Source organism: Calothrix sp. FACHB-168, assembly GCF_963889195.1.
Taxonomy (GTDB): Bacteria; Cyanobacteriota; Cyanobacteriia; order Cyanobacteriales; family Nostocaceae; genus Aulosira; species Aulosira anomala_A.
This window is the reverse complement of sequence record NZ_CAWPNJ010000021.1, coordinates 39,412-52,958: the sequence shown is the minus strand read 5'-3', so window position 1 is coordinate 52,958 and position 13,547 is coordinate 39,412. Positions and strand designations below refer to the sequence as shown.

Annotated in this window: 12 protein-coding genes and 1 pseudogene; 5 read left to right on the top strand and 8 right to left on the bottom strand. The window is 41.9% G+C overall.

What is annotated here, in order from left to right; all coding sequences use genetic code 11:
• Positions 1-156: 156 nt before the first annotated feature.
• Entirely contained in the window at positions 157-552 is a 396-nt protein-coding gene (locus tag AACW45_RS13565; RefSeq protein ID WP_190633130.1) for a hypothetical protein, read from the bottom strand.
• Positions 553-1,004: 452 nt separating this feature from the next.
• Here AACW45_RS13565 and hslO point away from each other — a divergent pair, with 452 nt between their 5' ends.
• Positions 1,005-1,910 (top strand): Hsp33 family molecular chaperone HslO, encoded by a 906-nt coding sequence (hslO, locus tag AACW45_RS13560; protein WP_190633129.1) that lies wholly within the window; start codon positions 1,005-1,007, stop codon positions 1,908-1,910.
• 151 nt (positions 1,911-2,061) lie between these two features.
• Positions 2,062-4,140 carry a chromosome segregation ATPase gene (locus tag AACW45_RS13555; RefSeq protein ID WP_190633128.1) on the top strand — a complete coding sequence of 693 codons (2,079 nt, stop codon included), beginning with the start codon at positions 2,062-2,064 and terminating at the stop codon, positions 4,138-4,140.
• Positions 4,141-4,318: 178 nt separating this feature from the next.
• Here the strand turns inward: AACW45_RS13555 and crtD are convergent, their stop codons facing one another.
• A complete protein-coding gene (crtD, locus tag AACW45_RS13550; RefSeq protein WP_190633127.1) occupies positions 4,319-5,830 on the bottom strand; it encodes a C-3',4' desaturase CrtD in 1,512 nt (503 codons plus the stop codon).
• Between the two features lie 767 nt (positions 5,831-6,597).
• Between crtD and AACW45_RS13545 the strand changes: the two genes are divergently transcribed.
• Positions 6,598-6,858, top strand: coding sequence for a hypothetical protein (locus tag AACW45_RS13545; RefSeq protein WP_096648052.1), 261 nt, complete (start codon positions 6,598-6,600; stop codon positions 6,856-6,858).
• A 46-nt stretch (positions 6,859-6,904) separates the two neighbouring features.
• On the opposite strand, the pseudogene AACW45_RS38410 reads toward AACW45_RS13545, so the two are convergent.
• The 3 genes and pseudogenes from AACW45_RS38410 to AACW45_RS13525 all read right to left on the bottom strand — a co-directional run.
• Positions 6,905-7,582, bottom strand: a pseudogene (locus AACW45_RS38410) (gamma-glutamyltransferase); the annotation flags it as partial.
• A 65-nt stretch (positions 7,583-7,647) separates the two neighbouring features.
• Positions 7,648-7,887, bottom strand: a complete 240-nt coding sequence (locus tag AACW45_RS13530; protein ID WP_190633125.1) for a hypothetical protein — start codon at positions 7,885-7,887, stop codon at positions 7,648-7,650.
• Between the two features lie 320 nt (positions 7,888-8,207).
• Entirely contained in the window at positions 8,208-8,927 is a 720-nt protein-coding gene (locus AACW45_RS13525) for a phytochelatin synthase family protein (protein WP_190633124.1), read from the bottom strand.
• A gap of 155 nt (positions 8,928-9,082) precedes the next feature.
• Here AACW45_RS13525 and AACW45_RS13520 point away from each other — a divergent pair, with 155 nt between their 5' ends.
• Positions 9,083-9,784: a glutathione S-transferase family protein gene (locus AACW45_RS13520; RefSeq protein ID WP_190633123.1), complete on the top strand. Its 702-nt coding sequence runs from the start codon at positions 9,083-9,085 to the stop codon at positions 9,782-9,784.
• 74 nt (positions 9,785-9,858) lie between these two features.
• On the top strand, positions 9,859-10,995 hold the full coding sequence (locus AACW45_RS13515) for a serine/threonine-protein kinase (RefSeq protein ID WP_190633122.1): 1,137 nt from the start codon (positions 9,859-9,861) through the stop codon (positions 10,993-10,995).
• A gap of 341 nt (positions 10,996-11,336) precedes the next feature.
• Here the strand turns inward: AACW45_RS13515 and AACW45_RS13510 are convergent, their stop codons facing one another.
• The 3 genes from AACW45_RS13510 to cysT form a co-directional block, all read right to left on the bottom strand.
• Complete coding sequence (locus AACW45_RS13510; RefSeq protein WP_190633121.1) at positions 11,337-11,591, bottom strand: NIL domain-containing protein; 255 nt, start codon at positions 11,589-11,591, stop codon at positions 11,337-11,339.
• Positions 11,592-11,727: 136 nt separating this feature from the next.
• Entirely contained in the window at positions 11,728-12,603 is an 876-nt protein-coding gene (gene cysW / locus AACW45_RS13505; RefSeq protein ID WP_190547025.1) for a sulfate ABC transporter permease subunit CysW, read from the bottom strand.
• Positions 12,590-13,459, bottom strand: coding sequence for a sulfate ABC transporter permease subunit CysT (gene cysT, locus AACW45_RS13500; protein WP_190633120.1), 870 nt, complete (start codon positions 13,457-13,459; stop codon positions 12,590-12,592). The genes cysW and cysT overlap by 14 nt, the downstream gene beginning before the upstream one ends.
• Positions 13,460-13,547: the final 88 nt, after the last annotated feature.

The following is a 13,547-nucleotide window of genomic DNA, read 5'->3' as shown; positions in this document are numbered from 1 at the left end:
ATGGCAATGCCATGCCCCTACGGTCGCATTCTGTTTTAAAATTGGTATCAGTTGGTGTAAATAAACCCAAATATACTAAACATAACTAGGGTAGAAACGCTTACCAATGACAAATGACCAATGACAATCCCTACAGTTATATCTAATTGCACCAACTTACTTATTCTCAGATTTATGATTTGCTAGAAACTGACGCAAGCTTAATAAGCTGACAGTTTGTCCTATATTTAATGGTAATAGGGAGACTCCTTCTAGGCGTGACTGTACCCAACCTTCTCCCCAATACCATTCATGAAATCCATCAATTCCACCGCTAAGTAATAAGCGCAAACAGTTAGCTTTTGCCACCTTTACTTGATGATGAATTGCCACTGGGCCAGTCCAGGTGGTGAATTGAAAACCTGCTTGTAGTTCTTCTGGCATTCCTGGCGCGAAACGTTGTCCAATGAGCCATTTTTGTAATTGCGCTGGACGTAACAGGCTATCGTGAATTGCACTGGTTGAAGCTTCGATTTCGATTCGGAGTTGGCTTTGTTGAAAAGTACCTAGCATTTTTTTAGATGATAATTATTGTAGGTTTGTTATAATTTTATTATGGCAAATATTAAGTTAAAATTTTTGACTTATAATTAACAGACAGAATAATTAATCATTGATTTTTTCCTAATATTTACAGGGTATTTATGAACTCTGCTGCCACTAGCACTGCGACAAAAAATCTAAGTCATAGCAATTGTCTGGGAAGATGTAGTTGATGTTGAAAATCAGCCTCCTAGTACACATGAGACTCGCAGCAGCTTTGTGCAGGATATGACGCCAACAAGAGAGTTAGAAGAGTCATTTAATTACTTTGTGCAGGTTTATGCAAAATCGGGATGAGAGAAATTGGCAGTCTAGGAAATGGTTAAGTTTAGTTGAGATATACTAAGTTATACTAAATAAGGCTTTAATTTGCGACCCTCACAGCAGGGGCATTTAATAACATATTATTTGGTAAGGTTTTCATGGCGGATCAATTAATTCGCGCCACAGCAGCCGACGGTGGGATTCGAGCCGTAGGTGTAATTACTACGCGCCTCACTGAAGAAGCTAGACAGCGCCACAAACTTTCTTATGTAGCTACAGCTGCACTTGGACGGACAATGGCAGCTGGGTTGTTGATGGCTTCTAGTATGAAGCGAACTGGCTCTAGGGTCAATGTCCGTGTTAAGGGTGATGGGCCATTGGGCGGCATTTTAGTAGATGCGGGATTAGACGGTACGGTAAGGGGCTATGTTGGCAATTCATCTGTAGAATTACCACCCAATGCCAAAGGTAAGCTTGATGTTGGCGGTGCAGTGGGTAAGGGATTCCTTTACGTTGTGCGCGATATTGGTTATGGTTACCCTTACTCTAGTACGGTGGAACTAGTTTCGGGTGAAATCGGTGATGATGTGGCAAATTACCTGGTGAGTTCCGAACAAACGCCTTCGGCTGTAGTTTTGGGCGTGTTTGTGGGTGCAGGTGGGGTAACGGCTGCTGGGGGGTTATTGGTACAGGTGTTACCGAAAGCGGCTAGAGATGAAGCTTTAGTAGCCACTTTAGAATCAAGGGTAGCTAGCCTGGCTGGATTTACGCCGTTATTGCAAGCTGGTAAGAGTTTACCGACAATCTTGACAGATTTGTTGGGGGATATGGGGCTGACAATTTTCCCAGAAAACCAAATATTGCGCTTTCACTGTGGCTGTTCCTTTGACCGCATGTTGGGCGCATTAAAAATGTTGGGAGAAGCGGAACTACAAGATATGATCGTTAAAGATGATGGCGCTGAGGCAACTTGTGACTTTTGTGGTCAAGTTTACCAGGCCAGCAGCGATCAACTGGCTCAGCTGATTGTCGATTTGCAAACTGAATCTTCTGCTTCAGGATAAGAGTATAAAAGGGCACTAAAATTTTGCGTCTATTAGTGTATCTATGGAGATGATAAAAAAAGTAGCTTTTTAATGATGAGAAAGTTACTATGGCAACAATAGAATTATCGATCTATACAGATCGCTATTCAACTATTTTTTGGTGTGAGAGATGACAGAGCGGGATATTACAGACAGTTGGTCCCGAGGCAGAGCCAGAGATCAGGATGAAAGTCAGAGATTATCCGAAACAGAAAAATTCGGAGAAGCTCATTTATTTAATATTCCAGCGACTGGTTCTAACTCTAAGTCAGTGAAGCGGCAAACAGATCATAATTCCGAAGAATTACCTTTTAATAATCAATCCCAAAAAACTATTTCCCCCGATTTGATTCTTAGTAAATTGCCTCGCTGGATGCAAAATTGGGTGTTGTGGTTAGTATTATTAATGTTGGTTCCTGGGGGAATAGCTTTTTTGGCAACAGCGATGCTTTTAAAGTTGCCGGCAGCCCCCAATTGTCCGAAAATTTTCTGGCCTTTGGCGAGTGAGTCGGTGCGGCTACATTGTGCGCAGTTGGCGGCTTCTAAGCAAACTGTCACCGATTTGCTGCAAGCGATTAATTTGGTGAAGCAGCTGGGTAAAAACCATCCGTTACGTGGCGAAGCCGATCGCTTTATTGAAACATGGTCGAAGGATATCTTACAACTAGCGGATCAAAGTTTTCAAGCCGGAAACTTAGAAGAGGCGATCGCTACTGCGCAGAAAATACCTAGCGATGTACCTGTTTATAACAATGTAGAAGCACAAGTAGCAAAATGGCAATCAATTTGGTCAAAGGCTGAGGGAATTTATCAAGAAGCCGAAGCCGAATTGCGGCAAAGACATTGGCAATCAGCTTTTATGCTGTCTGCTAAATTGCTACGTGTGGATAATAAATATTGGGCGACTACTAAATACGATGAATTGAATCGGACAATTGCCACAGCTAGGGAAGATGGTGAGAAATTAGCAAAAGCTGATAATTTAGCTGAGAGTGGCGTTGCTGAGAAAATCCTCGAAGCCATCAAGCTAGCGGAATCAATTGGTCAAAATAGTTACCTGTATCAAAAAGCTCAAGAGTTAATTCCGGCATATGGGCGCAAAATGCTGGATTTAGCCCAGGCGAAATTAGATAAACGGGATGCAGATACAGCTTTAGATATAGTTAGACAAATTCCTGAAAATACAAAGCTGCAAACCGAGGTTGAAGACTTTATCAGCTTGGCTGAAGCCCAAAGAAGTGCTTGGATCGGGACGATTGATTCTTTACAAACAGCAATTTCCCAAGCGCAACAAATTGACCCGTCAAGGGCTGTGTATAACAAAGCACAACAGTTGATTGCTCGCTGGCAGTTAGAAATTGAAGATGTTGCTCATTTAGAAAAAGCGCGAACATTAGCTAGTCAAGGTTCTGTCACCGATTTAACAGCTGCGATCGCTCAAACTCAGCTGATTCCCAGAGGTAACCCCCGTGCTAGTGAAGCTAGACAAGAGGCGGGACGCTGGCAAGCGCAAGTTGAGACGATCCAAGATAGACCTTTCTTAGATCGGGCTGAACAGATAGCAATGCTGGAAGATATCAATTCTTTACAAGCTGCGATCGCTGAAGCGAGTCAAATCCGTAGTGGTAGGGCATTATCTTCTGAAGCACGGAGAAAAATTCAGAATTGGACGGCGAAGATCCAGCGCATTCAAGATCAGCCTTACTTAGATCAGGCGCGAGAACTAGCAGCTAGTGGTAATTTAGCGGGTGCGATTAGTGCGGCACAAAACATAGCTTCTTCGGGAAGGGCGCTTTCTGGCGAGGCTCAAGAAGCGATCAATGATTGGCGAGAGCAAATTCGCGCTAGAGATAACTGGCAAAAAGCCAGAACCGCAGCGCTGACGGGTACGCCGGATGCATTGGTAGAAGCAATCCGCCTAGCCCAACAGGTTCCCAGACGTAATGTCTTGCGGATGGATGCGAATGTTGCCATCGATCAGTGGAGTCAGCAATTGTTAGATATTGCCCGCACTCAAGGACAATCTGATATCTATAAAGGTATTGAGATTGCCAAGCTGGTTCCTAGAGGTAGTTCTGCTTATAGTGCTGCACAACAACAGATTCAGACTTGGCGAGATTTTCTCAATCCTGAACCCCAGCCAGCAACGCCGCCAACTTTGTCACCAACTTTGTCACCGTCACCTAGTAGCACGGAAACGCCAAATTGACGTTTGGAACAACTTAATATATTCTCTGGGGACACAAAATATTGTGCCCCTATTTTTTGCAATGATTTGTGAATAAAGGAGTGGGGACAAACAATTCAAAATTAAGAATTCAAAATTCAAAATTCAAAATTAAGAATTCTATTTAACTTTTGCCCAATGCCCCATGCCCCATGCCCCATTACCTATTCAATATTTGCCGCACTACTGTTAAGGCTGAGTAACTGACGCCGGCTGTGCCTTCGCCGGGGTGGGTGGAGTCGCCAACTAGCCAGAGATGCTCAATAGGCGTGCGATTGGCAAAACCAAAGGGGCCGAAGGTGGGGATGCGTTGTCCGATACCGCCAACGATACCGCGATCGCGTGCTGTGAAATTGGCAAAGGTACGGGGTGTGGCGGCTTCTTGGTGGATGATGGTTTCGGGTTTGAGGTAGAAGTATTGCCCTAAACGGGCGATCGCTTGTTCTGTATACTGCTGCTTCAATTCGGCGTAATTTTCGGTACGCCACCATCTCCGGGTATCTACGAATGAGGAAGCAATAATTGTGGCTTTACCTTCGGGGGCGCGTCCATCGCCGGGATGGCTGACGGAGACAAATAAAGAATTATTTTCGCCAATCGGCCCTTCGGCATTGTATAAAAATTGCAGGTGAGGTGGACAATCGGCAGGAATGGCGCTGGCGTCTACACCTAAATAGACAACAAATGCACCTGAAGCTGGGGGTAATTTGTCTACGCGCTGTTTATAACCTACTGGTGCTTGTTCCCCTAACAGCTGTACGAGGTTTTGCACTGTGACATTTGCAACTATATGATCGGCTGTTTCTGTCCAAACTTCGCCGCTTTGCTGGTTGCGAATGGTGACAGATTTGGCTTGATGATTTTCGACAGTAATTTTTTCGACGGTGTGACGCAGCAATAATTTACCGCCATCTCTTTCTAAGGATTCTACCAGGCGATCGCTTAAGACTTGCATACTACCCTGGAGGTGAAATAATCCTTGGGGTAGCTGGGATACACTTAACGCCGTAGCTGCGTAAAGTAAAGCTGTTTCTTCAGCGTTGACTTGGGAATACAGCTTGAGTTGTAAATCTAAGAAAGTTCGTAAGCGATGGTCATTACCTAATCCATATAACCGTAAAGCATCGCCGACGGTAAATAAAGTAAAGGGCACAGTAATTAATGTACTGGGGCGTACCGCTTGCGTGAGTTGCCACAAATCCCATAAACTGCGTGGCGGTAGCACCGGATCGCGTCCTTGGAATTCCCAGCTAGCTTGAAATAAGGTGGCTAACAACTGCCAAAATGGTTCGCTACCAGGAAATTGTTTTTGTCTTTCTTCCCGCCATTTTTCGCGATCGCGCCAGACGTTGATCGGTGTGGATTCGCCAGGAAGATAAACAGCGCAAGCCGGATCGCAAGGTGTCGCTTCTGGTAAATCTATGCCCAATTCTGAGAAAATTCGGTGATGAATTCCCCCAGGTTCTAAGCCGGCGACTTGGGTTGCTCCCACATCAAAGGTAAATCCTCGGCGTTTAAAGGTGGAAGCACAACCCCCAGGAACCAAAGCTTGATCGACAATTAAAACGCTGTAACCTTTATGGGCTAATAATGCGCCAGCAGTTAGCCCACCTATTCCCGCACCGACGACGATGACACGAGGCTGATTTTTGTTAACAGTTACACTGGGCATTGTTACGTTACTTTATATTTCTTAATATTATTTTTAATTTTAACAAAAGCCGGAGTGACTGGAAAAGATGAGGCGGAAATGCGATCGCGTCACCGTAAAGCATTAAAAATGTTTAGTGGTGCGTTTCGCCGCATGGAAGTCAATCAATTTTGGATTTTGGATTTTGGATTTTAGATTAACCCTATGCACGCCACTTGCTTTAATCCGGGAAACCCGTCCACCGCAGTGGCTTATGAATGCAGGGGCTTTAATTAAAAATTGTGGATTTTGGATTTATTCCATGAATTAATTCGCTTGCTTGGAACCCGTGCGCGATTCTTTAAATTTTGAATCTTCAATCCAAAATTTAAAATCTAAAATCTAAAATTCGATCAGGAATCGGAACTTTGTCAGAAAGATAAATTTAATTACAACCAACCTACTGATAAGTATTTCAAAACTATGTAACCCAAAAAACAAATGATTTACTGCTGAGGCTGGGCTAAAATAGTAACTCCTGATACATACACTTGCCAAATCCGCAAGTACTATTAAAAAAAACTTCACTCTCAATCAAGGGAGAGGCGTGTAGGTTGGTTGACTCTATTTTTTTATCCTCCGGTTGGGTTCCGTGAGGTGAGATGTTTGTGGGTAATTATCTGCTCTCAAGCAGTACGAGATTTGAAAGTGAACTCAAATAAGTAACAAAAATTATCCCACAAGGGTGATGCGGATATTGACAAAAATGTGCCAATATGCAATATATGCTTAACGCAAAGGAGTTTACCATGCAGCGACAAATGTGCTGGTTATCTGGTTTAGGTGATGATGGGGATAAGATTTTGCATTTGCAAACTGCACCCGGCCAACCGTGGCGTCCTTATACAGCTTGTAGAGAATATGCAGTTCCTGATTATAAAATACCAGGTGGTTCAAAAGGTTGGGCAACTTATCAAAAATTACTCAAAGCTGGTTGGACACTCATTCCTAGCTCTCGTGCCAATGAATTTGTTAACAATTTTTCAGACTCAATAATTCAAAATCAATAAGTCCACAGCGATTGAAAAATACTGTGGGCTTATATTTATAAATAGCTCAAAAACTGATTGGGGAACCTTCGCCCCAAGGATCGGCTGCTCTCTCTAAAGTCTTATCTGCTGTCACAACGATCGCATTTGCATTCCCCCAAGGAGTCGTCTCCTTGATGTTGTGTCCCCGGCGACGCAACTGTTGTAAAGTGACAGCATCAAAACCCCAAGGTTCAACTCGCAACTCATCGGGAAGCCACTGGTGATGTATGCGTGGCGCAGAAACTGCTGCACCAGCATCCATGCCATATACTAAAACGTTGAGAATAACTTTTGACATACTCCTCAGCCTAAAGGCGTGGGGATTCTGGGTTCAAACAACAGTTGCAGGCATAGCCCGTCTTACACTATCTCGCCCGACAGACAATGCCCTGCCTGTTTCCACAATTCTCTCAAAAAGCCGTCCTGAAAGCGGCGCACTGAGAGCTACACCCGAAGTGGACGGGGCTTTAGACCCAGGTTTTTGGTAAACTATCAGGGTGATGCCATCCTCAAGATTTTAAATCGGTGTCGCCAATGATGTTTAAAATCTGCAATAGATGTACCCCTCCCGATGAAGGTGGTGGCATTGAGCAGATTTTAGCTTGAGAAAATCGCCACATACAGGAGTACGCCAGATTGCTTTGTAAGCTTTTAAGTCTGCTAAAGTAATTAAACCACCGTTTTTTGCCATATCTGCTGCGATCTCTTAGGCAATGTTTCCAGGGTGCGTCCCAGTTTTTAAAACGCCCGCAGGCTGGAAGCCTGGGGCTATAAAGACGAAGCCTGCGGAGGCAGGCTTTGTTTGTGTAGCAATACCCTTCTAGGGTATTGATTAAAAAAGTGGGATGCTCTCATGTTTCCGGTATAAAAACTTTGGGGATTTTGCGCGATCGCTTCTAATGTCTGAGCAACTTGACTAGGGAAAAATACGCCCAGAGAAAAGACTGCGATGCCTACGGCAACCCCTTTGGGGAACGCTACTCGTTGATAGTTAGTAATAAGTTTCATTTTTCTGTAACTTTAATGATGTATTTTTCAGCGTATCTTTGGCAGTAAATTTTCTTATCATCTGTTATGTATGACAACGAGGTACACGCTAATTTGACGCATCAGGATTTACCAAAATTACACTAGAAGAATTCAGTTTTAATTTGGAAATTTGCAACCTTTAGCAATTACAAATGACAGCTATTTTTTACAAATACAGCAGATTTCAGGTAAATGAGGTACGCGCTTCGGGGCATGGCAGTGCCAGTGCCCCTACAATCAACGATATAATCTGTACTTCACTAACTGGCAATCTGCTGTATATATTTATATTTCTTGATTTATTGCTTACTCACAAATACAAAACCGCGAGTTTTACCTGAAGTAATATCATGTGTCGCCATTGCTTTCCATAACTCTTCTGCTTTTACCCAAACAGGCGGATATTTGTAACGAGAAACATCCAAAATTAAAAATCTATCTGTTTGTTGATTATATGCAGCTACAGGCGAAATATGACCGCCTCTTTCTTGCCCAATTGTTTTGCGTAAATAATTAACAATAATAAAATTACCCGGTTGTTGTAAATTCTCTGCGGCTAGTTTACGAAAGTTATCTAAACTAATATCAGAGCCATGATAGACTCTGACTTTGACACCATAACTTTGTAATAACCCACCTAACTGTTCTAAAGTCATACCTTTACGTGCAACATCTTCAGCCGAAATTACTTCTTTGGTTTTTTCATTGCTAAAAAAGTTTTCTTGGGTAAACACGCGATATGGTTTATATTGGGGGACTTCTGGTGCGGGAATTCCTAAACTATTCAGCACCATTACAATACTAGCTACGCCACAATAGGCTTGATTGTTTTGAGTAATAAACTGACTGCTGAGGGGAAAGAAATCTTCTCGCGCTTGGCTTTCAATTAATAATTTTTCTCCTTCCTTAGAATTGAAATTAATTAAATTAGGTGACAGTGTAAGAGTCTGGGCTAATGCATTACTGCCAGTCAAGCAAATACTTAGTAAAAGAAATTTAATAAATGATTTTAGTTTCATATTTTTAGCTTCACTCAGCTTAGATTAAAGTGCAGATTTAATATATTTAAACAAAAAAAATTACATACTTTATGAATAAATATAAAATAATTTATCATTCAATATAGCAAAAGGTATGATACTTGCGAGAAATAAAACTAATTATAATTTATAGAATGTTGCAAAATTCGCGTTTCAAAATCTTTTTTGCTGTCAGTGCGATCGCATTAATCTTTCAGCCCATCACACCACTTTTAGCTGCACCGCCACAACCAAATAATTCTCAACCTGCTACCGCTAGCCCTAATACAGTAAATCAAGCTAAATTAAAAGTCTATGGTGCGCCAAGAACGCGCGTGTCAATTGTGCAGTGGTATTTAGCAGAATTAAACATTCCTTATGACTATATTTCACTCAATTTCAGTGCTAACGAACACAAGCAGCCTGAGTTTTTAGCCATTAATCCTATGGGGAAAGTGCCTGCTATAGTTGATGGAAACCTGAAATTATGGGAATCTGGGGCAATTTTGCTCTATTTAGCTGATAAATACAATCAATTACCTAATTCCTTAGAAGAACGCGCCAAAATTACCCAGTGGGTGATTTTTGCCAATGCTAGCTTGGGGCCTGGTTTATTTTTAGCAGATAGGCGAGAAAAAGAAATGCCAACTTTACTCGCGCCACTGAATCAAATTTTGCAGACACAGCCTTTTATCGCTAGTAATAAATTGACTGTGGCAGATATTGCAGTTGCTTCCTACTTACACTACGCTAAATTGCTTTTATCATTAGACTTTAGGAAATATCCTGCGGTTGTCGCTTATCTTGATAGAGTTAGTGCTAGACAACCATTTAAAGATACTCTGGGTAAACGTTAATTTTTGATTTTACAATCAAGAATGGCGATCGCAGGGCACAATAAAAACAAACCACAGCGATTTTTTACGCTACCATGAGCTACTGCCTTAATCCCCATTGTCCAAAACCAGAAAATGCTAATGATGCTAAGTTTTGCTTAACTTGCGGTTCTAAGTTACTCCTCAAAGAACGTTACCGCGCAATTAAACCCATAGGACAAGGTGGTTTTGGGCGTACTTTCTTGGCGGTGGATGAAGATAAACCCTCAAAACCACGTTGTGTAATTAAGCAATTTTACCCCCAAGCCCAAGGCACTAATAATGTGCAAAAAGCTGTGGAGTTATTTAACCAGGAAGCTGTGCAGTTAGATGAATTAGGACAGCATCCGCAAATTCCTTCATTACTGGCATATTTTACCCAAGAAGATAGACAGTATCTCGTCCAAGAATTTATTGATGGCAGAAATTTAGCGCAGGAATTAGTCGAACAAGGCGCATTTAATGAAGTGCAAATTCGCCAGTTACTTAACGATTTATTGCCAGTATTGCAATTTTGTCATGCTAGACAAGTAATTCACCGCGATATTAAACCAGAAAATATTATTTTACGCAGTAGCGATCGCAAATTAGTTTTAGTAGATTTTGGAGCTTCTAAATCTGCTACCAGTACCGCCCTCAACCGCACAGGTACAAGTATTGGTAGTCCCGAATATGTCGCCCCAGAACAAATTAGAGGAAGGGCTATTTTTGCTAGCGATATCTACAGTTTAGGTGCAACTTGTGTGCGACTCTTAACAGAGCGATCGCCTTTTGATTCTTATGATGTAAATAGCGATACTTGGGTTTGGCAACAATATTTGAAAACTCCTGTGAGTCATGAATTAAGCTTAATTCTCAATAAAATGTTAGCCAGTATTCCTGTGCGTCGCTATCAAACAGCAGATGAAGTTCTCAACGATTTGCAAAAGTTACCATTAAACGCCACACCAGCAACATCAGTTAAAGCTGTTACTATCTCACCATCTACACCTCAACCTGTGATTCCTCCAAAATCTAACAGTCAAATTGATAAAGAATTAGAAGAAATGAAAACATTATTTTTAGGTGGCAATAAACAGCCTAAAAATCCAGTCAATCCACCAAATTCTAATCCTCAGTCTACTACTAAAAGTATTATTGATGATGAATTAGAAGAATTGAAAAATAAATATTTAGGTCAAAATAATATCTAATAGTGTTTGCAGCACATCAATATAATTTAGAGGGCATGGCATTGCCAGTGCCCCTACCATTTATCGCGCAATACAGTTCAGTTAGCGCCAAAAACCATAAACTGTGTAGGTTGGGTTGAGGAACGAAACCCAACATTTTCAGGGGTTTGTTGGGTTTCACTTCGTACCCTACGGGAAGCAAGCTACAACCCAACCTCCAATTATCCTTAACTGAACCGTATTGATTTATCGCATTCTTTTTTCAAATTGGTATTATAAAAACCATAATTAAATAGAGAAACCCAACTTTTCAAATAAGTCGGGTTTCTGGAAAAAGTGAATTGACTGAGGCTTCAATAAACTCACCAATTAGATGTGTTTGTCTCATCCCAAATTTGCAAAGATAACTCTTTAAGATAATTTAATCCACTTTGAATTTGGGCATCTGTTCCTTGCAATTCTAAGTCAAACCAACCATCACCAACAGCATTAGCTCCCAAAATTGCCGCAGTAATATTCACTACTAAACCATAATCAGAAACTAATTTAGAAATTACAGGTTCTTGGTGATAGTCTTTAGGAATTCTTAATCTGATTCGTTTATTGGTATTAGTCATTATGAAGAGACGCGATGAATCGCTTATAATTGTCATTTGTCATTATGAAGAGACGCGATGAATCGCGTCTGTACAATTGTCATTTTTATTTCTTTTGTGATCCTGCTTGTCTTCCTTCCCTTTCTTCATCTGCAACTCATTCCACATCTTTAATGCGGGTTTTGCGTTCTAAAATTTCTTTTAATACCAAGGTGACGACTGCTAGCAGCGCTAACAATACAGCAGCAGAGAAGGCGGCTTCGGTTTCATACTGTTTGTAAGCATCTTCAACAAACAGTGGTAAACTCTGGGTTTTATCGGCAATATTGCCAGATACAACGGAAACTGCGCCAAATTCACCCATTGCTCTGGCGTTGGTTAAAATTAAGCCGTAGAGTAAACCCCAGCGAATACTGGGTAGGGTGACGCGCCAAAAAGTTTGCCATTCATTTGCGCCAAGTGTTCTGGCGGCTTCTTCTTGATCCTTGCCAAATTCTTCTAAGACAGGAATGACTTCTCTGGCGACAAAGGGCATACTAACGAAGGCTGTAGCCAGTACCATTCCCGGAAAGGCGAAAATAATTTGGATATCATTTGCTTGTAGCCAAGGCCCAAACCAGCCATTTCGCCCGTAGAGGAGGACAATCATCAATCCGGCGACTACGGGGGAGATGGAGAAGGGAAGGTCAATAATACTTAAGACTACAGCTTTACCAGGGAAATTATGACGCGCGATCGCCCAAGCTGCACAAAGTCCAAAAACTGCATTGATGGGGACAGATATCAGCGCTAGTAATAATGTCAGCCAAGCTGCATGAAGAAACGCTGGTTTGGCTAAGTTGGCGAAAAAAGGGCCTACACCTTTAGCGAAAGCTTGGACAAATACATTGATTGCTGGGATATATTGCACCAAAGCTAAATAAGCGATCGCGATCGCAATTAACAGTGTCGGTACCCAACTTTTAGTTTGTTTTGGCTTGATTGTACTTTTCTCTGACTTAGAGGAGTGAAGACTTGGCTCATTTACTGTCATATCTTCTTGACCAGGCTTGTAAGAAATTAATCGCTAGCAGTAGCACTAAGGAAATTGCTAATAACACTACACCAATTACAGTTGCACCAGAATAGTCATACTGTTCTAGGCGTTGAAAAATTAATACAGGTGCAATTAAATCTTGGAAAGGTGTATTAGACGAGATAATGACGGTAGAGCCATATTCCCCAACTGCACGGGAAAAACCCAAGGCTACACCAGTTAAAATTGTCGGGAATAAAGGCGGTAAAATCACTTTCCAAAAAGTCTGCCATTGAGAAGCACCTAAAGACCAAGCTGCTTCTTCTGTTTCATGTTCCATTTCTTGCAGTACAGGTTGCACTGTGCGCACCACAAAGGGAAGGGAAATAAAAATCATCGCTACCCAAACACCCAAACGGGTAAAAGATACCTTAATTCCCAGGGGTGCTAATAGCGAACCAATCCAGCCATTATTACTGTACACCGTTGCCAGTGTTAAACCTGCTACTGATGTTGGCAAGGCAAACGGTAAATCTACGGTAGCGTCAATAATTCGCTTGAAGGGGAAATCGTAACGTACCAAAACCCAAGCAATCAGCGTACCAAATACCCCATTGAGCAAAGCCGCAGATAGTGAAGTAACGAATGTGACATTATATGTTGCTAAAGCAATCTCACTAGTTGCGATCGCCCAAAATTTCGCTGGCGGTTCCGTACTCGCTTTGAGAAACATCGCCGCGATGGGGATGAACAACATCAATGTCAGATATACCAAAGTAATGCGCCAAGTCCAGGGAATCCGACCCAATTTTTCGAGGAATTCCTTCCAAATGGGAGTTTTACTGTCAGCTTCTACAGAAGGGGATAGAGTCATAGTTAAGAGTCAAAAGTCAAAAGTCAACGGTCAACAGTCAACAGTCAACAGTCAACAGTCAACAGTCAACCATTGACCATTGACCATT

Coding starts and splice junctions, on each gene's coding strand:
- AACW45_RS13565 (WP_190633130.1), bottom strand. CDS start 552: ATGCTAGGTACTTTTCAACAAAGCCAACTCCGAATCGAAATCGAAGCT.
- hslO (WP_190633129.1), top strand. CDS start 1,005: ATGGCGGATCAATTAATTCGCGCCACAGCAGCCGACGGTGGGATTCGA.
- AACW45_RS13555 (WP_190633128.1), top strand. CDS start 2,062: ATGACAGAGCGGGATATTACAGACAGTTGGTCCCGAGGCAGAGCCAGA.
- crtD (WP_190633127.1), bottom strand. CDS start 5,830: ATGCCCAGTGTAACTGTTAACAAAAATCAGCCTCGTGTCATCGTCGTC.
- AACW45_RS13545 (WP_096648052.1), top strand. CDS start 6,598: ATGCAGCGACAAATGTGCTGGTTATCTGGTTTAGGTGATGATGGGGAT.
- AACW45_RS13530 (WP_190633125.1), bottom strand. CDS start 7,887: ATGAAACTTATTACTAACTATCAACGAGTAGCGTTCCCCAAAGGGGTT.
- AACW45_RS13525 (WP_190633124.1), bottom strand. CDS start 8,927: ATGAAACTAAAATCATTTATTAAATTTCTTTTACTAAGTATTTGCTTG.
- AACW45_RS13520 (WP_190633123.1), top strand. CDS start 9,083: ATGTTGCAAAATTCGCGTTTCAAAATCTTTTTTGCTGTCAGTGCGATC.
- AACW45_RS13515 (WP_190633122.1), top strand. CDS start 9,859: ATGAGCTACTGCCTTAATCCCCATTGTCCAAAACCAGAAAATGCTAAT.
- AACW45_RS13510 (WP_190633121.1), bottom strand. CDS start 11,591: ATGACTAATACCAATAAACGAATCAGATTAAGAATTCCTAAAGACTAT.
- cysW (WP_190547025.1), bottom strand. CDS start 12,603: ATGACAGTAAATGAGCCAAGTCTTCACTCCTCTAAGTCAGAGAAAAGT.
- cysT (WP_190633120.1), bottom strand. CDS start 13,459: ATGACTCTATCCCCTTCTGTAGAAGCTGACAGTAAAACTCCCATTTGG.